This window comes from Trinickia dinghuensis (assembly GCF_003367175.1).
GTDB lineage: Bacteria > Pseudomonadota > Gammaproteobacteria > Burkholderiales > Burkholderiaceae > Trinickia > Trinickia dinghuensis.
This window is the reverse complement of record NZ_QRGA01000006.1, coordinates 429,730-448,794: the sequence shown is the minus strand read 5'-3', so window position 1 is coordinate 448,794 and position 19,065 is coordinate 429,730. Positions and strand designations below refer to the sequence as shown.

The following is a 19,065-nucleotide window of genomic DNA, read 5'->3' as shown; positions in this document are numbered from 1 at the left end:
GATGCCATGGCTTACAAAGCCGTATTTGTCGGAGTCAACAAGCAGCTCGACCAGACCGTCAACGAGCTACCAGGCGCAAAGCGCGATGCCTTGGCACTATGGTCACTGTTTTCTGACACGTTTCCCGACCTCAGCTCTACGCTGCTCGTCGATGAAGTCGCTACAAAGGAGGTCACGTCTCGAGCCATCCTGGAGGCGTTAGATATAGCGTCCGACGAAGACGTCGTCATTCTCAGTTTTGCCGGGCATGGCACGCCGGATGGCTGTCTCGTATTCTACGACACGGTTAGCACGGACCTTTCCGGCACGACCTTGCCGATGACAACCCTTGCCGACGCGTTCAGGATGACCAAGGCTAGGGCCGTTCTGTTTGTTCTCGATTCGTGTTTTAGCGGGCATGCCCCGGCGCGAGTGCTTGAGGTCAATGCCACACCACGTAGTGCTTTCTCGCTGGAAAATGTAGCGGGCGACGGGCGAGTGCTTCTAGCAGCATGCACGGCGACCCAATCGGCTTGGGAACAGCCTGGGACTGGTCACGGTTTGCTGACGGCCGCGTTGATTCAAGCGATGGCCGATGGAATGGCGGAGACAGTTAGTTTTCCCGCAATCGCGGACGACATTATCCAACTTACCCGCGTGGCCGGCGAGAGGCTTGGCTATACACAAACGCCCGTGTTCCTGGGGCATGTAGAGGGAGGGTTGGTCTTCCCGAGGCTTAAGCGCGGAGCCAATTTCAATGCCAACTTCCCTTCGACGAACGTCGTTCATGTCAATGGGCCGTTCTCGGACCTGCTCCCGCACGGCTTCCCAGACGAAATCGTTGAGCAGTGGGTGGCACGCTTTCCACATGGTTTGAACACGCTGCAGATGCGAGCCGTCAATGAGTACGCCGTCCTCGCTGCCCGCTCACTTATGGTCGTCGCGCCGACCAGTTCGGGAAAGACCATGGTTGGTGAGCTCGCCGCCATCCAATCGGTCGTCGCGGGCCAGAAGGCAGTATTCCTGCTGCCTTACCGCGCCATCGTCAATGAAAAATTCGAGGAATTCACTGCCAGATATGGGGAGGCCGGCCTGCGCGTGGTCCGTTGTTCTGGCGATGCGTCTGACTCGGTCGGCTCCATCCTCACGAGTAGATACGACCTCGCCTTTTTTACCTACGAGATGTTCCTCAGTGTTGCACTTGGCTCGCCGCATCTATTAAGTCGTCTGGGCGTCGTCGTAGTCGATGAGGGGCAGTTCATTACAGACCCACGGCGCGGCATCACGGTCGAGCTGATACTGGCTATGCTTGTTCGCGCTAAAGAACGTGGCGTATCTCCGCAGCTTGTCTTGCTGTCGGCTGTCCTGGGCGAACTAAACGGCTTCAACCAATGGCTGGACGTTCCCGTCCTTCTCTCCAGGGAGCGTCCAGTACCGCTGATTGAGGGGGTTCTCGACCGCAACGGGACGCTTCAATACCGGGACGCCGACGGGGCCGTCAAGACCGAAGAAATGTTGCCACGACACGCCATAGTCCAACGAACGAAGGAGCAATCTTCGCAGGACGTGGTTGTCCCATTAGCACAAAAGCTCGTATCTCGCGGGGAGAAGCTAATTGTCTTCAGGAACTCGCGAGGAAAAGCACAAGGTTGTGCCAAGTATCTCGCGAGGGAACTCGGTCTTGGTCGGGCAACTGCAGCGCTTGGAGCCTTGCCAGAACACGGGTTGAGTTCTGCATCCCACGATTTGCGCTTTTGCTTGGAGGGCGGCACTGCTTTCCACAGCGCAAATCTGACGAGAACCGAGAGGGAAGCCGTCGAGCGGGGGTTCCGTAGCGCAGATGGTGGGATTCACGCGCTCGCATCGACGACGACACTGGCTGCTGGCATTAACACGCCGGCCTCGACAGTCATCCTTGCCGAGAAGGAATTCCTCGGCGAAGACGGCCGGCCGTTCACCATCGCTGAATATAAGAACATGGCTGGTCGAGCCGGTCGCCTGGGATTCAACGAGACAGGAAAGGCCATAATGCTTGCTGACAATCCTATCGAGCGAGCCCAACTCTTTGCCCGCTATGTCCAGGGCCGACCAGAAGATGTGGCTTCGTCGTTCAAGAATGAGAAGCTAGCGACCTGGCTTCTGCGCATTCTCAGTCAGGTTCGTGGGGTGACGACGGCTGAGATTCCGGGCCTGCTCGTCAATACGTTCGGCGGATATGCTGCGTCGCGAGCGAATCCGGCATGGGTGCCCTGGGTTGAGGAGCAGATTTCGGAGCTCATCTCCCGGCTACTGCAAGCCAATCTGGCGGAGGACGAAAGCGGAGTGATTCATCTCACCCTCCTTGGCCAGGCAGTGGGGGCATCATCGCTGTCATTTGAGTCTGGGCTGCGCCTCGTTGAGCTTGTGAGGGGAGTGGACTGGGCGACTACGTCATCAGTCTACGTCCTGTGCCTGCTTCAAGTCTTGGAGGAAATGGACGACGTAAATGCTCCCACCTTGAAACGCGGCACCACTGAGGCAGTTCGAGTGAGCCAAACTACGCAACGGTTCGGCTTGCGTGCCGCACAACTTCTGCAAAGGTTTGGTGCCGACCAACATCAGATGTGGAAGCGATGCAAAAGAGCGTGCATTATCTCCGATTGGATTGAGGGCGTCGCAGTTGATGAAATTGAGCGCCGTTACACGACGAACCAATTCTGGGCGGCCGTCAACTATGGTGACATCATGAACATCGCAGACACGACTCGCTATCATCTGCGTTCCGCCCGCGGCGTGCTTACAGCACTGCTTCTCGACAATCCTGAACTGCTGGCGTCAGTTGAAGAGCTGATTCCTCGCCTAGAGTTTGGTCTCCCAACACGGAGCCTTCCTTTGCTCAACCTACCGATAGAGCTGAATCGCGGCCAGCGTCTCGCATTGATTGAGTGTGACGCGCTTGATTCGGAGGCGGTATTTGCCATGCCTGACGACGCATTGACTCAATGTATTGGCGCTGAAAGTTCGGCGAAACTGCGGGAGGCACATCGCGAACTTGCCAGTTCGGCGCCCGGCGCTGTGTGAGCAGATTCCGTGGCCGAGGCTTACGGCTATGAAATCGGAGCGGCGGACTCGCGCGTGGTTGTGGGTTAGTCACGGTACGTCAGCGACCGGGGACCGCAAAGAGCGTGATTTTCGTTACCATCGAGGATGAGACGGGCAACGCCAATGTCATCATCTGGCCTTCGCTGCAGGAGAAGTTTCGGCAGGAAGCGCTGGGCGCATCACTGCGTGCGGTGTACGGAACGTGGCAATGCGAGGGCGAGGTCCGACACCTGGTCGCCCAACGGCTTGTCGATATGTCGCACATGCTTGGTGAGCTTACGGCAGTCAGTCGAAATTTCTGTTGAGCAGCTTGTAGCAGTACGCAAAAGTTGAGATTTTACACCCGGCCGGACAAGCCTCTGCGGGCGGTGGGAAGTATCCGGTGAGAATTTGGGAAGCAAAAGATGAGATTGTTTGTCTTGCGAGGCGGTCATCTGGTCACCGAACACCTTCTCAATGAATCGCCACCCATCGCCATCGCTCATCTCTAGGCGCTCGCAACGGGCGGCGTTCCGATTTGGGAAAATATGCAGCATCCAGCCCTCCGCGGCCTACGCTCGCGGAGTTGTCCCCTTCCGCCATGAGGCGACCTTCCCAAGATTCGCTTCGGGCTTCGTTTTTTTGGGCTTCGAGTCACCACGCTTTGCACGGGTATTGCTCGGGGGGGTGACAACGTCGGACGGTACTGGTCGTCCCCCTGGAATGCGAAAAACCACGACCATTCGCGGACTCGAATCTTCCGCTGTCTGTACGGACTCCACCCAGCAGTTGTCTAGAAGCGTTAATGTCCAATCCCTCTGCGAGCAGAGGTCCAGTACGACCAGAAAGCCAATGCGTGGTCCAGTTAGTTGGTAGGTCGACGCTTGCCCAAGGTACTTCGTGAGGCCCGCCCGCGACGCGTCAGTCATCTCTCGCTTAAGTTCCGCATACATCGTCCACGCTTCGGTCGTGATGGCCAAATCAGCTCGCCCCGAAGCGACATCCGGCACCTCCCGTCTGACTTGGTGATTTTTGAAGCCCCAGGCTAGGAGATGCAGCCAAGTGAACATTGCCTCCTGCAGTTGCTGTTCTAGTGGCTTGGCGCCAGCCTGTTGAAACAGGAATGAAAAGGACGTCTTTCCCATTTCATAGCCAACGTCAAGGCAATGCGAGAGAAAGCGGACAAGGAAAATGACGAAGACGTCGACATCTCGACGAACGCTCCCTGTGTAGTCGTCGTGCGAGCGAAGTGCCGAGGTGATTTGCGCGAAGCACTTTTCCTGCTGTTCAGAGAGCGGCGCTGCCGTCTGCGCGGTGAGCAAGACGCCGGCGTGCCCGAGAATTTCATCGTCTGGTCTAGCGCCGCTGACGAGACCATCTTCGCTCGCCAGCGGCGCGGCTTTTCCCTGGTCGGACCTCGCAGCCTCGACCGCAGCTAACATGGCAAGCGCGTGCTGCCGAGAGTAGTCATCGGTATCCACATCTGCAGCCCAATCCTGCAGATGAGCCCGCAGACCTTCTCGAGCCACGAATCCAGATGCCAATCGCCTCGTAACTGCTTCCCGTAAGGTATCACCTGAATCTGTCGCGAGGCTGACCAGAGTGCTGCGCAGGTCGGCAATTTGCTGTAGCACCGGTAATGCACGCAGCCAACTCCTCTCCGACATGTGGTCGGTGAGTCCCTGCAATGCACACGACAGCTTGTACCATGTCATCTGCGCATCAAGTCGCCGCCTAAGCCACTTGCGCACCGAAAAGGTGTCGAGGTCATGGTATCGCTCGCCTGCAGCCTCACACGCCTGCGTCAGTTGCGCTTCAACTTCCGACGTCGACGCCCCGTCGCAAAACAACATCAACGCTCGCAGCGTGCCGCGAAATGCGGTCGCTTCAAGCATGCCGGGGTCAATATTTTCGGCGGTCTCGAACCACCGCAATGCGCCTCCCAGGCGCACGAAGAGCGACTCCTTATCGAGGCTACTCAGAGCGCAGTCGACCTGAATCATACCTAGCTCGAACGCCGCCTGCTCTCCCGCGTCCTCATCCTCTGCCAGTCTCGCAAGAGCTCCTTCGATGTCCCGCGAGTTCTCCCAAAACCATGCGAGTCCCGCAAGCAGCGCAGCTCTGCGAACTAGTAAAGAATTGTCGCCGGGCTCTATGCGCTCGAGCGCCGCAATCACGGCAGACTTCGACGCCTTCAACTCGCATGCGAGCAAGAATGCACCCGACAGACACTCGGAGGCCATTTCGTTGTCGAGATGCGTATTGGTTGTGCGCGCTCGCAGTAGAAGCACGTCTTGCGCCAACATCGCCTCACTCTTGGAGATGTTCGAACCCGCCAGATGCTCACCGACGGCGGCGACGACAAGTGGATAAGGGTTGCTACGCAGCACTCCCACGGCGAAGCGAAGATAGTCGCTCTGCGCGTCAGAACCCATTTGCGACAGCACGTCGGCCATCCTGTCCGCATACACGCTGTCCACGAATTCCGATGCCAACGCAAGTATGGCTTGGGGCCCGCCGAGTTCATGCGAACTGGGCGATTCCTCGCGGGACAATACGGCGGTGAACTCGTCGATATTCATGGTTAGTTGCGTGGATGCTCAATCAGAACATAGCTCCGCTCGGCGTCGGCCAGACCTGTCTATCGGTGTCCACTACACCGGCGAGACTGCGGCCACGTGCAGACGACACAAAAATTTGCAGATTGTTGGTCTCGGCGCACAGTGCGCGAATTTCGCCCATCATCGCACCCAAATCACTTTCGCTGAGTTCTTCAGAGCCTGGCGAGTCAATGAACAAAAGCCCTGGATGATGCCCACGCCCACTCCTTCCCGCCAACTTCATCATTGCAATGACTAACGAGATGCGCAAGCGCAATCTCTGGCCGGCGGTCTGCTTGCCGAAACTGCTCTCGGTACCGGACACCTTGAGCGTTATACCGTTTCCACGTATAGCCACGCTCTCCAGTCCACGGAAGCCGACTCGTGTCGCAACAGATACCAGCTCGGTTTCCAATTGCTCAAGCAGGTCTGCGCCGCTCGCTTTGAGTCGTTCCTCTGCCACACTTTCTGCTATTTGCAAAATCCGCAGTTGTTCTGCAAGCTCCTCCGCTGGCTCCGACACACGCTGCTCGCTCTCCAGTTCCTTGAGTTGTTCATGCGCGCCATGCGCACGCTCAAGCTCGAGACGCATCTCCATCTGCGCCTGGTATGCGCTGAGATTCTGCTCTACGTCACGGATGCCTGTTGCCAGCAAATCGACTGTAGACTGTGCTGAATCGCGATTCGTCCTGCATTGCCTCAGTTGCTCGGTGGCCTCATCCTTTTCAGCAGCAGCGTCGTCAATGCGCGCCTGCGTTTCCGCAAGTGCTGCCTCCATCGCCTCGTGGTCGTCCGTAAGCGTATCTCTATCACACACAGCACAGTTCCCACCCGAGCTTTCGACCTCCATGCGCTCACTCGGGAACGGCTTGGCGCAGCGTGGACAGCAAACGGGATTCAGGCCAGCGAATACCCGCTTGGCTGCTGCGCCATCCTGCAAGCGCCGCAACTCCGAGCGTGCTTCATTCGCATGCCGGGTGGCAACAGACAGCCGATGTTCAGCATCTGCTACGGAGTGCTCCAATTTTGAGAGCGCGACGGCCTCGCGCGTGTAGGCTCGCAGTAGCTCCTGAACATCAGCTCCGTGAGGAGTAACAACCGTTGATGCGTTCAGCCTATCCGTCAACTCGCTGATGCGAGCATCGAGCTTTGAAAGCTCGTCCCGAAGAGAGGTAACGCCAGCAGGACGTCCCTGTAGCTTTTCGAGCCGCAGAGCAGTCAGTGTCACCGCACTCCGGAGTGACATGTGAGCGCCCGAATACGGCATCCCCACAAAAAGATGCAGCATCCGCCACCACAATGCCCCGACCACGACATCGCCCAGAATCGCCTTGTTGGCGCCTTCAATGAACATGGAAGCCGCGTAGAGTGTCCAGGTGTGATGAATCTGCTCAGCGACGTCAGCTTGCCGGTTCACGATGGGAATTGCTTGAAGCGCGAATCGCTTCATCATCAATTCGCCCATCGCATGCTCGAACGGTTCATTCCCCTCGAACGTGGAGAGAATCTGCGCCGGGCCAGGCGACACACGCAGCAACTCGCCGACTGGACCGCTTTCCCTTTCATCGAACTGAACAAGATAGCGGTCTAGGCCAATAGAGAATTCCAACTCAACGCGCTCAATCCATGCTCGGACTTCCGGGCGTAGGCCCCGCGCGCGACCACGCAACGCCCACAGCATTACTTCTAGGATAGTTGACTTGCCGACCTGATTCAGGTCATCGCTAAGAACCAGCCAAAGGCCCGAGTCAAGGCCTACCCACTCGAATCTGAATGGCCCGTCGCCTGCGTTGGTTGCTCGCTTGACACCGCTGAATGTGAGACGACGAAACGTGAGATGTTCCGCTTGCCGTGTGCCTACCTCTTCCGTGATGTTCGCTGTCGCGAAGATGCTATCGACAGTAGCTAACGAAATCTTCGCTTTTTCAGCGACGGCCTGCTTCAGAGGAGAAAACGCTCTATTAATGTTCATATGTTCACGCACCCTGTGCCGCTAGTTCGTCGATACGTCTGCGCACTTCCTCCGCGATAGAACCAATGGGTTCGAGGTGCTTCGCGCCAGAGTAGCTAGGATTTCGGTATTGCCACCGCGCGAGCTCGTCACCAGACTTACCCTTGCAGAATGCACCAATCAGCGTTGTGCGGTCTTCATACCAACGGGCTTCTGGGAGTTCCTTGGCAATCTTATCCGCAACTGCGAGCCCCGCAGGCAAAAGGAAGTACATCCGTTGCCGGGATTCTTTATCGCGAACCATGCGGGCCAGGCCAAAGCTCACGAGAGGGGCGAGTGCTGTGTCAAGCGGCTCGTAGGCACCGTAGAGGTATTTAAGCATCGCGTCTCTCCGAATCTCGGGTTCTTCCGAGTCCCCAATCGACGCGGCAATCGAAAAATAGCCGTAAGTGCCATCTTCGCTATGTGCCTCAAGCAACGCATAAGCGAAGTGGTCCGGGTTTCGTACCCAGAAATCCATCTTTTGAAGCTTCTTCTCCGACCACACGACGCGCACGGCCTCTGTCACCGGTAGATTCCCCGTCGGCTCGTCCCCTGCCCTGGCAAGAATGAAAAGCAGCCTAAGCGCGTCCCTATACTGTCTTGTTATTTCATCCATTGGTCTGGTCTCGTACTGCGCCCCGGAATTAGAAGAGATTCAAGTACACCTTGACGATTTGCGCGCATACGGACGCGTAGACAAAGGCGAGCCCTTGGACGGTCAGTTCAAAATGCGCGAAGGCGTGGAACGCATCCGCAACGTACTTCCGTTGAAGCAACAGCCGCTTCAGCAAGAGCTTGGGCAAAGCGAAGATGATTTCACTCAATTTAAGGTCGCGCCAAACTTTCACTCCGGCGATGGGGCCAGCGATAAGAAATGCGCCCAGCATGAAAATGCCCCCGAATGAGTCAGGGTGATGTTTGAGCGGAGCGATTTCCGTCGCGTAGGTTTGGAATACGGCGCTCAGGAACGCTATGCCGAAGTAGAGCAGTCCGAGAACTGCCGCCCCGGTGCTGCCAAGAAAGACCACGGCCCCAGCAAGACGCCTCCGGCCAGCCTTGCTGTACTTCCGGAAAGAGCGCTGGCTCCGGATAACGAGGAGAGGTGTATAGGCGGTGAGCACACCGATAATGCAATCGACGACCATTACGCCCGTCTTTGCGACGAACCAGGCGGCCGCGATTGCCAATGCTCGCGTGAAGAGCTCCCAGCAAAGCTTTCGGTCCTCACTCATGATGCCCCAGTATTCTTCAGTGATACCCGGTTTTACGCCTGCTGCCATGGTCTCCCACCTTACGGCCCGTAATTTTTCGAATCCGCGTGTACGACATGTTTGAGATTATGCCGCACCTTGCCCGCCAGCTATCGCTAAATGTCACCACTATCGGCTTTTATTGAGTGTACCCGCTCCGGAGTCCAATTCCGACCCTTCGACAATGCTGAAGCACATCGTTGCCCTGTCCAGTGCGAAGTACCATAATGCCATTGCCTTAGAAATATCGGCGTTTTTGCTGGCAAAACGTTGCGCCTCGACGTCGAAGGCGATATTAGCCTCTGGTGTCGAAACTCAATTGACGGGTGCGGGGAGCGAGCGGATACAGAGTCTGCCGGCGTAACGCCGGCGAAGCATCGCTTCAAGCGCTGCACATCGGCCGATTCGCGACCTATTCGAAGCCGCCGTACCGGGCGGGAGCATCGTCCACGTCGCCCCAACGGCATTCGACAGTGGGGTCTAACCAATCTGCAGCTCGTCGTATCCATGCGGCATCGACGACGCCGTCCGACGCCGTGAGTTGTTTCGATTCGAACTCCGTAGCCAGTGCCCGCAGGCGGTTCGCTCGCTCAAGTTTCGACGCCCACTCCTCGACGCGCTTCAAGTGGTCGAGTGCGACTCGTTGAATCTCTCGAAGCCTCTCTCGCTCAGCCTGCTCTGCCGCCGCTACCGCCCGACGTTCGGCCGCCATCTCCGCATCTACCGCATTCCGAATAACCAAGTGCCGAAGGCGACCTACGAACGCCTGAATCTTCTTCTCGACTGAAAGGCTCCGCGTATCCGATGTGCTCGCTGTGGCGTAACTGCTCCCGACAGTGAATGCCGACATTTCGAGTTCGCCCGTCGGATGAAATGCAGACCCAGGGCGGTGCTTGTTGAATCCAGCTCGCTGGTTTTCGGCCTGTTGCTCCCGCGTCAACGGCACACTCTGTTGGCGGCTGCGTTCCTTGATGCGAAAGGTCAGCTTGGCGTCGAGTATGGACACGTACGCGGGGCCGTCCTCCTTGGAAGAAATCGAGTAACCTGTCGCCGTCAGCGTCTCGAGTAGTTGATTCAGTACCAGCAGGGCTCGCAACGAGTTCTCCTGCGATACATAGATGCGCATCACCCCGGCCCCATCGCAATACGGCCAAGCGCGCGAATCGCGATGCTTACCATCAAGCTTTTTCGCCATTCGTTTTACGAGCGGCAGGCATTCGTCGATGGCGGTGCGCAACGCGACCGCAGGCACTTCTGGTGCGTGACCGGCGTCCTCGTCGATTTTGACTTGAGTGCGCATCGAAAGCTCTTCGTCTTGCGGGTCTTTGTAGACCGAGCGCCGATAGCTTGTCGGCCCCTTGGTCGGCGCCAAGGCTGGCCTTTTAACAGCCTTCCCCGCCGACACTTTTGCCCAGTAGCCCGCGGGCGGAAGGGGTATGTTCAGGTTGATGCATATCTTTCGAAGCCCAACGTCAGAGATTTGATATTTCTTCGCCACTTTGCTGACGGCCTCTGACCACACTTCCTCGTACAGACGCTCGCGCGCGAAATCTTGGTATTCGTATGGCATGTCAGTGACTCATGTCGTTCGGGAGTGAGAGATTGCCTCCCCGCGGTGAGAAAGAATGCAACCCGCCCTGGTTAGCAGGTTGTCGGCGATAAAGTCGATGTTCGTCTCAACAGGTCGCTAGCTAAAACAGCTCCGCCGCTAACGGCCTGCTGACCAGGTTCGGCGGCTGCAGGCGACATTTCTCGAAAGAACAAAATCGCGGCGCGTTTTCCCTCGTCGATTCGCTGGCACCTCTCGTGCGCGAACAAGACCGACGGCGTGGTGTCGTCTGCGCGCGCACGTGGAGCTGAAGTTAGCCCGCATAGGTGTTCGCCAGCGTAGGGCCGCCTGGCCCCGGCTATCCGGGTTACCAAGTCTAAAAATACTATGGGACGCTGCCCGCCCCCAATAATTCCCGCTGCCGCTGTCCGTTTTTTGCGTCCTGGCCCCAAGGGCGATGTGGAGTACAAGCCGACGCGATGCAGGGTACAAGTCTGCGCGATGCACAGTACAAGCGGAGCCGATGCAGAGTACAAGCTGCGCCAATCCACGACCAGCGCTGAAATTTGCACTTACCGCCGACCGAAATTTTCCGATATGCCGCCGCCGTCCGTTCCGCATGCCTTCGCGACCATCGTTTCGGCATATACACATGCATCTTCAACGCGCATGTGTTCCTCATGAGCAAGCCAGCAACACCGACTCGCACTGCCGTCAAAATCCGGGCCGCTGCGGAGGCCACCCACACCTGTCACGCTCCAGATTGTTCGAATATCCGCCTCGTTGGCGCTGCAGTATCGCGGACAACGCCGGAATTTCCCCGCCGGCGCGAGGAGCGACACAATGGGTAAACAGCAAGCGCCTGCTAGGCTTGAGCGTAAAGCCACAGAGCTTCGCGACCTCGCGAGCCGCACGGCAAAGGCGGCTCTCACCACCGCTCCAGACCGACAAACGGCTGTGCTCGACGCCGCCGAGCAAATCGGCCGCTTTGCCGACAATCTCGAACGTCGCGCGAAGAGTGCGCACGCGGAGCCGGCAATCGCAGAGCTTCCCTCGAATGCCACCGCTGGCGAGGTTCAAAATTCAAGGCGTCGGCAAGCCATCCGAAGGGGCTCGGATGTGTACCTGCCGAGTTGGTCGGTGATGGCACAGGCTCTGCCGAATGCGTTCCTCCGTTCCGCCTTGTTTTCCGCAGGCCGAAGCGTCCAAGCAGACAACGCGAGCGTACTGTCGGGCGACTCGACCTTGCTCGTGGCCGGGAAGGAAATTGCATCGCTCCGGAACATGACGCTGACCTTCAGCGGATACGAGCTTTGCCAATTCGACAGACTCGCCTATGCGACCTGCCTCGACTATTACCGCGAAGCGCCACTCTGCCCCGAAGAGAGTCTCCGTCATGTACGAACCACGTTTTACGAGTTCGTGCGTCGCATGGGAAATGAATATAGCGTGAAAGCGCATAGGGCCGTTCGAGCAAGTCTTCTGCGCCTGAGCTTTGCCCAGATGCGTCTGCGTTATAACCGCATGAACATCGAGGTACCCAAGCTGCTGTCCGTGACGTTCGAGGACGGCGGACTGGGTGAGGATTTTAAAGGCAGCGATGCGCTAGTTCTGCGGGTAACGACATCTGTTGCGGAACTCTTCGGGCCAGGCACTTGGACGGCCGTGGACAACGCAGCTGTTCGCTTCGACGGACTGAAGGGCTGGCTCGCAAGCTTCTATGCGGGCCATGCTGGCGCCATGTGGCTGCCCGTCGAGCGGCTATATCTCCTCTCCGGTTACACGTCCCACATGCGAAATTTCAGAGCCAGTCTCGTTCGCGCTCTGGAAAAGCTTATGGACCCACGAACGCCCGCATGCAGCCGAGTGGCGCGCTACGAATTCGCCGAAGACGGCACAAAGATTCGCGTCGTTCGTTCAGAATGGGACGCTCGCTGCGATTGAGCGCGCCGACGAAGGGCTTCGTCGCATTGTGCGAATGTCGAACTCCCGCCGCATATCCATGGCAACCGGACTGGTGATGCCTTGAAAGCACGGCGCCGGTTGATGCATCGGATGCCGCCAGCGCAACCCCGGTGGTATGGAGACCCGAGCCAGCACAAGGTCGCGCGCGCCTTTGTTTTTGAGACGGATACCGTTGGGCCGGGAGGCGCGGCCGGCGCACTCTTTTATGAGATGCTCGGTATTACTAAGCGGCGCTGGCCGCTACTGGCCCGCAGGTTGTACTACAGGGTTCGCATCACCGTTGCGACCAGACCTTCCTGTCTGCTCTTCGTTCAACCGATTTGGGTCACTTTCTTGCAAGTCGCGTGACGCCTGTGCTATCTATTCGCCCCTCAATACAAGAAACTACCGAGGGCGTTAGAAAAATGAGGCGTAGCTATCTAAAAATCGGCGATAAATCGTCCGCTGGCGGGACTGTAACCGAGGGCATACCGCACACCACCCACTACGGCACCGAACTCACTTTCATCGGTGCGCAGGTTGCTTGTCCAGCCTGCAAATCGGCGGGCCACATTGTCGCAAAGGGCCCTCGCTGGCCCGGGACGATGATGGGCAAAGAGCCCGCTCTCGACGGAGACATCTGCGTATGCAAGTGTAGTCCGCCGCCGGTAATGCTTCCCTCTCAGTCCGATATGTACGAGAGCTTCGAAAGCCACCAACTGGCGAGCATGGGCTACGGGCCGACAGGCAACTATCTGGCCGACGAAGCCTCAAGCGAGCACTGGATTCGATTCGCGCTCAAAGATGCTGGCAGTTGCGAGGGCCTGCGCTGCCGCGCGCACTTCGCCGATGGCTCCGTTGAACACGGGGTCTTCGACGCCGACAGTCGAGTACATTTCGACCGACCGAACGCATCGGCATGCCAGAGGGTCGATGTCGTGCTCGACGGCGGTCAGACGAGCAGTCAGTCGGTGATGGGCAACATTCTGATGGCGATGGTGGGGTGAGCATGGCGGATACGACAGCAAACAAGAACACGGTCGCCAGCGGCTCGTTCAATACCCAGCAGGTCCATGACATCAAGAGTGGGCTCCTGGAAGCGGCCATCGCGGACTACGAAGCAATCGCGACGACGTTCGCCGTCAATGCAATCAGCGATGACAACGTTCGCCAGCAATATAGCAAGCACATCAGGGAAATCTCCGACCAAGTGAGGCAGGAGGTTGGCAACGGCGACATCACCGTCAAAGAAGGTGCCGAATATTGCAGCCAACTGCGCGACAAGCTTTTCGTCGAGTATCGAAAGTACACGTCCGCCGTCGGAGTCGCGCAGGCAGAAGCACTGAAGCTCAAATCTCGCGGATTCGACTACTACCTGAACAAGTACGCTCAGGCCCAATTCGGCAAGAACTTCGACGCCCTCACGACCGAAGAGCGTAACGCTGTCTACTACACCGTGCTGAAGAAAGCCGGTGGCGCGAATGTCGATGTCTCAACCAAGGTCCGCCGGCTGCAAGTCAGCGCCCGAGTCGCCATCATAGTCACGGCTATCATCGCGACCGGCGAGGTCGTTGGCGCCAAGGACAAAGTGAAAGAGGCTGCCCGGCAGGGAAGCATCATCGCAGGCGGCATGATTGGTGGAAGCCTCGCGGGGCTCGCTGTTTCGTTCGTCTGCGGCCCCGCGGAGCCCGCGTGCGCTATCGCGCTGGTGTTCATCGGGAGTAATCTCGGAGGAATGGCAGCCGAAGTCGGAAACGACATGTACCAGGAAGAGCTGCCTGTTTTCATGCACTGGATGAACGACTAAGCGGAACGCCTCAAAATGTCGACGCCAATATTCATCATTCTTTTCGTGCTCTTCGTCAGCGCCGCCGTCCTGATTATCATCAATCTCACGGGCGACCCGGGCATCGACTACTGGGACCTCGACGGCGAGAACAAGCCTCCCGTATCCAAGCTCGACGCTCTGAGAAATCTGCCGGTGTTTTATGGTGCTGGGGTCGTGCTCATCGGTACTTTCATCACTTACCTACTGGTACGCCGCTAGATGACGGTCACCGACGTGAAAACGCAATATATCGCGCCGATGTCGCTCTGGCTCGTGGTACGGAAACGGGTTCTAGCCACAGGGCTCTTCATTGAGCCGGCGTGGGTTGGTTCGGGTGACAAGTGCGGGCCGGTGGTCTTTGTTTCCCGCGTCCTTGCGGAATCCTATGCCCATTTACGAAACGAGTATCACGGGCCGGATGACAGCGACACTTGGAAAGTCATCGCATTGCAAGACTTCGACTTGCTGGACCACGCTCGGGGCGTCGACGGAACGCTCTACTGCATGATGGCCTTTGGGTTCTCCATGCAAGACGCTGACAGCGTAATCTGCATCAACGCTCCTCGTCTCCGCTATGTGCCTGTCCCATTCGACGTGCCGGACGATGCGCAGGGCATCACGTTCTCGTTCAGTCAGTGGGTCTTCGACTTCATGCGCGGAGAGTGGACAACGCTCGGCTTGCCAGAGTTCGACAAGGAACTGGAGGTCACCGACGAACTCGACGCTTCGGGCATCAGCCGGCAGGTGCAAACAGCGATAGCCCGGTTGAGGGTTTGTCGCGAGCCATCGGGCAAACCTGGCCTATGGGCGGTGTTCAGTACGCGGCAAGAGATGTGGGTGACGACAGGCGAAGCTCGCGGCGCTGCCGTCAGTCGAGCACTTCATTGACCTAACGCACGCGTCGACGACTTTGAGTAGCCATCTAGGCAAGCGCTCAGGTTACCGTTCGCCGGCATCTTTCGCGGCAAGCTGCGTCATAACCAGTGGTTTGACACGCTTGCGCTCGGACTTGGGCAGTCGTCCCCAAGCGAGTACCACGTCGGCAAGGTCGTCGTCATCGCAATAGAAGTACGCGGTGGGCACCCGTAACACCTGCGCAAGCTTAGCCACGATGAGGAACGGGGGCTCGTGAACCCCTGTCTCGTAGCGGCTCATCCGCACACTTGCCGTCGCTTCGTCGAGGCCAATCTTAACGCCGAGCCTGTCTTGCGGAATGTCGGCGTGCAGCCGCGCCGCTCGCAAGCGGCGTCCGAAGACGGAAGTTGGCTCCTTTTTGACCATCCTACGAAAATCGCAGGATTCCGCAGTTGTTTCTCTACGAAAAACGTAGATACGATAAACGTAGGTTAGAATGCCGGTGACTGGGCGACGGACTGCACTACCGTTGTGTCGGCCCTACTGCACCTGCGGGTACGTCCCGCAGGTGATTAGAAAATTCGAATAGAAGCGTTCCGGGGAACCACCAACAATGCTAATCAAGCAAATCGCGCTGTCCGCCGCTGCCTGCGTGCTGACATCGGTCGCCTGCGCTGCGCAGCCTCCCTCCATCCTTGTGTGCAAGATTGAACAAGTCACTCTTGGCCATGCGAAACCGGGTCAAGAGGAAGCGATGCGAAATATCTTCGGCGTAAGGGAAGGTGATGTCCTCCGCTTCCCAGTAAGCAAGTTGGAGGCAAGCGGCGACACGTATGTGATGCACGGCCTGAAGGTCACTTGGGACACCGTGACGATTTCTCGCACGGCCGGCACTGTGACCTATTCGGAGGGGCTTTTCGGGACGGCTACTGGAACGTGCGAAGCCGAGCAGACGAAGTTCTGAAGACACTGCGTATTCCCGCTCGAGATTATTCGCCCTATGTTCGACATCATTTTCGGCGCTGCGCACGCCATCTATATCGCGGGCGCGCTCGTCGGCAGCGTCATCCTGTGGCCCGACCAGACCTACCCGCTCCACAAAACACCCGAGGAGCGGGAAATCGTGGAGGTCGTTGGCTTTCATCCGCAGTGGTACAAGGCCGATTCGAAGTGCCACTACACCGGTCTCATCGTTCCGTACGTGCGCGATTGGCCAGAAACTGTGCACCGTGGCCAGGAGGACGAAATCCTTCCGCCGGACCTCGAGCACACGGCGGGGCACGCTGTCATCCTGGACAAGAAGACGTGTCCGGGGAAAGACGACGAAAAGGTGTTCCTCGTCGATGCGGTGGAGCGCAATTTCGGCTACCTGGGCGGCGGAACTGACTTCCACTTCGACGACCCGGACACCATCAAGCCAGAGTACAAGCCGAAGTGGCTTCCGCAAGTCATGCAGCGCATCGAGCGCGTTGCTGAGCACGACGCGAATGCGAAGAAGGTTTTCGAGACCCTCGCTGCACTTGAGAATGACCGTGCGGTCAAAGCGCAGTCCGCAGGCGCGGCGGCATCCGACGTCAACGCCGCAACGGTCGGCGCGGCAGTACCAGCAAGCGGGTCAGTGTCCGCGAGCGAACCGGCCATCCCGGCCGCTGCGAACAACTGACGTCAATCAGCAGTCGCATTTCGAAGTCTACTGTCTCAATCGTGGCTGTCTACCCAAGCGCGGCACCAGTTGAGGCCAACCGCTTGCGCCTCGTCGTCGCTTTCGAAGTGGCCCAGCACACCCGACGTTTCGACTAGCTTGCTGTTTCGGGTGACGGTGCCACTAGCGGCATATTCGTGGCCTTGCCGGATGGCATGCCCCCAAATCGAATAGCCTTTGTAGACTTCCGCGTCCATCACCGAACGACCTCTGGCCTGCCGCCATTCGAGTCGACGCGCAGCACCGTCGCCTCGGGTGCTAGTAACGGCGGTAGGCTCCCCACGCGTGGCCGAGCGTTTATGCGTACAGAGTGGCCAGCGTGCCCTCGCTTGGTCGGCGTCGGGACGCAGGCAGCTACGCGGGATGGCCTCATCTTCGTCGACCGCTTTGCCGCCAATCGTCGTGCCGCTGGCGTATGGTGTGCGTAGTGGCTGGCGTGCGGCGCGTGCCTAGCCTCCGGTGGATTCCACACCTCGCGATAGTGTTCGCTCGCATGGGCACCGGAAGCAACTGCCAGCAACACTACACCTAGAACACGCAACATCTAATCTCCTACATCCAAGGCGAACTGGGTCATTTCGCTGTGGCGGATTTCCTGGCCGATACATCGACCGTCGCAGAAAGCTCCTGTCCACAGGCAACAAGCTGAACGTAGAATACTGTATAAATTTACAGATGTCTTGTCATGTGCGGTGCTCCGGCGAAGTGGTTGCCGCGCGCTTGTCTCAACCTGTAGAAAAGGCTGCCGGCTCGCTCCGAGCGAGGCCGCTTCAGCGAGGAAATCGGTGGCAAAGCGGGTCACAACGAACGGAGGGTCCCACTCTCGGATTCCCTGAAGGCCGCCACACATAGTCCGCATTGGCTCACGGGCATCGTGGCAGCTACAGAGGCGGACGCGCTAACAACTTGTCCGGAAAGCTGCGTAGTCCCGACAGTGCTTCGACATCCGGCTTCGTGCTGGGCATAACGTCCTCCAGACTGCGTGCGACGCCTGACGAGTCGGAGTCATCGGGCAGCGGAATCGTAATGTGCAGTGGAGCCCCCACAGTGCGCGTTCGCATATGGTGGGCGCGTTATCCCTCTCGTCACGGCGTCCTCACCAGTAGCACCATCCCGTCAAAAATCCGCGTGAAGTTCCAACTCTTGCTTGTGTCCCGCGTGGACGCCGGAAATGGTGTTCCAATCCGCTAATATGTCGAGTATTCAGCATCGACCTCGACAAGCCGAGTGAGCGAGGTCGATATATCAACATCGACGGGAAGACCACGGGGGGCTCCATGCGCGATAGCCACATTCAGTCCGACGCGCTAAAGGAGTTCCGAGAGCTCTATAGCGACGGTGCTCCACTCGCTTTCCTGGCATCTCTTTTCCAGGTCGACTTGATACTCGATGCGAACGTGGTTATTAGAGAACTTACTTGGGCGACGACCAAGCGAAGGAATCCAGATGTTCGTTCCGACCTCCTGGAAGTTCTCGAGGTCGAGACTGTGATTGCCTGGGCTCCAACTTTCCTCGAAAGAGAAATCGAAAAGCACATCCCACTCATTATTGAGAAGGGCGCCAAACCCGAAGAACTGATTAAGCACTGGGCATGTTTGCGAGCGCGAATCAATTTGGTGGATGTTGGTGGAGTTCCCGACGACGAACTCGAATACCGAGACCCAAAGGATGTTCCATATATACGGTTACAGCAAATAATCAATGCAACCATCGTCACGGCTGACAAAGACATCGCCGGCATGGGTGGTACCAGTGTGCCGCCCATCGCCGTGATGGCAACTTTGCGCGCTTATTCGCGCGCAGCTGCCGTTCAGGTGACGTTTCAAGTCAGCGGTTACATGCTCGGTGGTGTTAGCTTGAACGCATTGTCCGCCGCAGCTAAGTTCCTCTACTCCAAAGCAAGAGTCGCGATGGCGAAAGTTCCTCGCGAGGTCTGGCTTGGCGCGCTGGCCGCGTTGTGCGTGGTAATGGTTGTCCCTGCCTCTCGCGCTTGGCTACGCAAGCGGCTGGAGGCCCTTGCTGGGCCGCTAGGAATTGCCGTCGAGGGCCTTGCAAAGGTCACAACGACGCTGGCCACAGAATACCGCGCGCGAAAGCTGGAAGCTGCTGAAGCGTTGGCAGAAGCTCACGCCCTTCTTGGCAGAGACGCCACACAGGAGGGCTCGTGACCGCCAACGGGACTCAGCTACAACAAGCGCCTCATAGTGGACTGGCCGACCGAGCTTGTGTTTTGTGCTCCGGACTGGCGCTTCTAGCTTCGCCGAGGGCCGTTACGGGCGGCGACGATGATTGCGCATAGCTTGAT

Annotated in this window: 16 protein-coding genes and 2 pseudogenes; 11 read left to right on the top strand and 7 right to left on the bottom strand. The window is 58.0% G+C overall.

Annotated features, from left to right (window positions below; all coding sequences use genetic code 11):
• Positions 1 to 6 precede the first annotated feature (6 nt).
• Both DWV00_RS11915 and DWV00_RS11910 read left to right on the top strand, forming a co-directional pair.
• Positions 7 to 3,039: a DEAD/DEAH box helicase gene (locus DWV00_RS11915; protein ID WP_115533760.1), complete on the top strand. Its 3,033-nt coding sequence runs from the start codon at positions 7 to 9 to the stop codon at positions 3,037 to 3,039.
• 35 nt (positions 3,040 to 3,074) lie between these two features.
• Positions 3,075 to 3,365 (top strand): annotated as a pseudogene (locus tag DWV00_RS11910) (OB-fold nucleic acid binding domain-containing protein); the annotation flags it as partial.
• A 246-nt stretch (positions 3,366 to 3,611) separates the two neighbouring features.
• Here DWV00_RS11910 and DWV00_RS11905 read toward each other — a convergent pair.
• The 5 genes from DWV00_RS11905 to DWV00_RS11880 all read right to left on the bottom strand — a co-directional run bounded on the left by DWV00_RS11905 (position 3,612) and on the right by DWV00_RS11880 (position 10,452).
• On the bottom strand, positions 3,612 to 5,621 hold the full coding sequence (locus tag DWV00_RS11905) for a hypothetical protein (protein WP_115533759.1): 2,010 nt from the start codon (positions 5,619 to 5,621) through the stop codon (positions 3,612 to 3,614).
• A 22-nt stretch (positions 5,622 to 5,643) separates the two neighbouring features.
• The gene (locus DWV00_RS11900) at positions 5,644 to 7,611 is read right to left on the bottom strand and encodes a hypothetical protein (RefSeq protein WP_115533758.1); all 1,968 of its coding nucleotides are present in this window, start codon (positions 7,609 to 7,611) and stop codon (positions 5,644 to 5,646) included.
• A gap of 4 nt (positions 7,612 to 7,615) precedes the next feature.
• The gene (locus tag DWV00_RS11895; protein WP_115533757.1) at positions 7,616 to 8,248 is read right to left on the bottom strand and encodes a hypothetical protein; all 633 of its coding nucleotides are present in this window, start codon (positions 8,246 to 8,248) and stop codon (positions 7,616 to 7,618) included.
• 28 nt (positions 8,249 to 8,276) lie between these two features.
• Positions 8,277 to 8,912 carry a hypothetical protein gene (locus DWV00_RS11890; RefSeq protein ID WP_115533756.1) on the bottom strand — a complete coding sequence of 212 codons (636 nt, stop codon included), beginning with the start codon at positions 8,910 to 8,912 and terminating at the stop codon, positions 8,277 to 8,279.
• Positions 8,913 to 9,294: 382 nt separating this feature from the next.
• On the bottom strand, positions 9,295 to 10,452 hold the full coding sequence (locus tag DWV00_RS11880; RefSeq protein WP_115533754.1) for a hypothetical protein: 1,158 nt from the start codon (positions 10,450 to 10,452) through the stop codon (positions 9,295 to 9,297).
• An 822-nt stretch (positions 10,453 to 11,274) separates the two neighbouring features.
• Between DWV00_RS11880 and DWV00_RS11875 the strand changes: the two genes are divergently transcribed.
• The 6 genes and pseudogenes from DWV00_RS11875 to DWV00_RS11850 all read left to right on the top strand — a co-directional run bounded on the left by DWV00_RS11875 (position 11,275) and on the right by DWV00_RS11850 (position 15,091).
• Positions 11,275 to 12,375 (top strand): replication initiation protein, encoded by a 1,101-nt coding sequence (locus DWV00_RS11875; protein WP_115533904.1) that lies wholly within the window; start codon positions 11,275 to 11,277, stop codon positions 12,373 to 12,375.
• Positions 12,376 to 12,800: 425 nt separating this feature from the next.
• Positions 12,801 to 13,019: pseudogene (locus DWV00_RS35070) on the top strand (PAAR domain-containing protein); the annotation flags it as partial.
• 48 nt (positions 13,020 to 13,067) lie between these two features.
• Positions 13,068 to 13,382, top strand: a complete 315-nt coding sequence (locus tag DWV00_RS34550) for a hypothetical protein (RefSeq protein WP_245964833.1) — start codon at positions 13,068 to 13,070, stop codon at positions 13,380 to 13,382.
• A 2-nt stretch (positions 13,383 to 13,384) separates the two neighbouring features.
• Positions 13,385 to 14,182, top strand: a complete 798-nt coding sequence (locus DWV00_RS11860; protein WP_115533751.1) for a hypothetical protein — start codon at positions 13,385 to 13,387, stop codon at positions 14,180 to 14,182.
• Positions 14,183 to 14,197: 15 nt separating this feature from the next.
• A complete protein-coding gene (locus tag DWV00_RS11855; protein ID WP_181885435.1) occupies positions 14,198 to 14,422 on the top strand; it encodes a hypothetical protein in 225 nt (74 codons plus the stop codon).
• Positions 14,423 to 15,091: a hypothetical protein gene (locus tag DWV00_RS11850; RefSeq protein WP_115533750.1), complete on the top strand. Its 669-nt coding sequence runs from the start codon at positions 14,423 to 14,425 to the stop codon at positions 15,089 to 15,091.
• Positions 15,092 to 15,142: 51 nt separating this feature from the next.
• Here DWV00_RS11850 and DWV00_RS11845 read toward each other — a convergent pair whose 3' ends face one another.
• Positions 15,143 to 15,484 (bottom strand): helix-turn-helix domain-containing protein, encoded by a 342-nt coding sequence (locus tag DWV00_RS11845; protein WP_115533749.1) that lies wholly within the window; start codon positions 15,482 to 15,484, stop codon positions 15,143 to 15,145.
• Positions 15,485 to 15,671: 187 nt separating this feature from the next.
• Between DWV00_RS11845 and DWV00_RS11840 the strand changes: the two genes are divergently transcribed.
• Together DWV00_RS11840 and DWV00_RS11835 are read left to right on the top strand one after the other, a co-directional pair.
• Positions 15,672 to 16,022 (top strand): hypothetical protein, encoded by a 351-nt coding sequence (locus tag DWV00_RS11840; RefSeq protein WP_115533748.1) that lies wholly within the window; start codon positions 15,672 to 15,674, stop codon positions 16,020 to 16,022.
• A 36-nt stretch (positions 16,023 to 16,058) separates the two neighbouring features.
• A complete protein-coding gene (locus DWV00_RS11835; RefSeq protein ID WP_181885434.1) occupies positions 16,059 to 16,721 on the top strand; it encodes a hypothetical protein in 663 nt (220 codons plus the stop codon).
• A gap of 35 nt (positions 16,722 to 16,756) precedes the next feature.
• On the opposite strand, the gene DWV00_RS11830 is transcribed toward DWV00_RS11835, so the two are convergent.
• Positions 16,757 to 16,957 (bottom strand): hypothetical protein, encoded by a 201-nt coding sequence (locus DWV00_RS11830; protein WP_115533747.1) that lies wholly within the window; start codon positions 16,955 to 16,957, stop codon positions 16,757 to 16,759.
• 1,080 nt (positions 16,958 to 18,037) lie between these two features.
• Between DWV00_RS11830 and DWV00_RS11825 the strand changes: the two genes are divergently transcribed.
• A complete protein-coding gene (locus DWV00_RS11825) occupies positions 18,038 to 18,928 on the top strand; it encodes a PIN domain-containing protein (RefSeq protein WP_115533746.1) in 891 nt (296 codons plus the stop codon).
• The last annotated feature ends 137 nt before the right edge of the window (positions 18,929 to 19,065 follow it).

Coding starts and splice junctions, on each gene's coding strand:
- DWV00_RS11875 (WP_115533904.1), top strand. CDS start 11,275: ATGGGTAAACAGCAAGCGCCTGCTAGGCTTGAGCGTAAAGCCACAGAG.
- DWV00_RS11855 (WP_181885435.1), top strand. CDS start 14,198: ATGTCGACGCCAATATTCATCATTCTTTTCGTGCTCTTCGTCAGCGCC.
- DWV00_RS11825 (WP_115533746.1), top strand. CDS start 18,038: ATGCGCGATAGCCACATTCAGTCCGACGCGCTAAAGGAGTTCCGAGAG.
- DWV00_RS11880 (WP_115533754.1), bottom strand. CDS start 10,452: ATGCCATACGAATACCAAGATTTCGCGCGCGAGCGTCTGTACGAGGAA.
- DWV00_RS11840 (WP_115533748.1), top strand. CDS start 15,672: ATGCTAATCAAGCAAATCGCGCTGTCCGCCGCTGCCTGCGTGCTGACA.
- DWV00_RS11900 (WP_115533758.1), bottom strand. CDS start 7,611: ATGAACATTAATAGAGCGTTTTCTCCTCTGAAGCAGGCCGTCGCTGAA.
- DWV00_RS11850 (WP_115533750.1), top strand. CDS start 14,423: ATGACGGTCACCGACGTGAAAACGCAATATATCGCGCCGATGTCGCTC.
- DWV00_RS11895 (WP_115533757.1), bottom strand. CDS start 8,248: ATGGATGAAATAACAAGACAGTATAGGGACGCGCTTAGGCTGCTTTTC.
- DWV00_RS11860 (WP_115533751.1), top strand. CDS start 13,385: ATGGCGGATACGACAGCAAACAAGAACACGGTCGCCAGCGGCTCGTTC.
- DWV00_RS11915 (WP_115533760.1), top strand. CDS start 7: ATGGCTTACAAAGCCGTATTTGTCGGAGTCAACAAGCAGCTCGACCAG.
- DWV00_RS11905 (WP_115533759.1), bottom strand. CDS start 5,621: ATGAATATCGACGAGTTCACCGCCGTATTGTCCCGCGAGGAATCGCCC.
- DWV00_RS11890 (WP_115533756.1), bottom strand. CDS start 8,912: ATGGCAGCAGGCGTAAAACCGGGTATCACTGAAGAATACTGGGGCATC.
- DWV00_RS11845 (WP_115533749.1), bottom strand. CDS start 15,484: ATGGTCAAAAAGGAGCCAACTTCCGTCTTCGGACGCCGCTTGCGAGCG.
- DWV00_RS11830 (WP_115533747.1), bottom strand. CDS start 16,957: ATGGACGCGGAAGTCTACAAAGGCTATTCGATTTGGGGGCATGCCATC.
- DWV00_RS34550 (WP_245964833.1), top strand. CDS start 13,068: ATGTACGAGAGCTTCGAAAGCCACCAACTGGCGAGCATGGGCTACGGG.
- DWV00_RS11835 (WP_181885434.1), top strand. CDS start 16,059: ATGTTCGACATCATTTTCGGCGCTGCGCACGCCATCTATATCGCGGGC.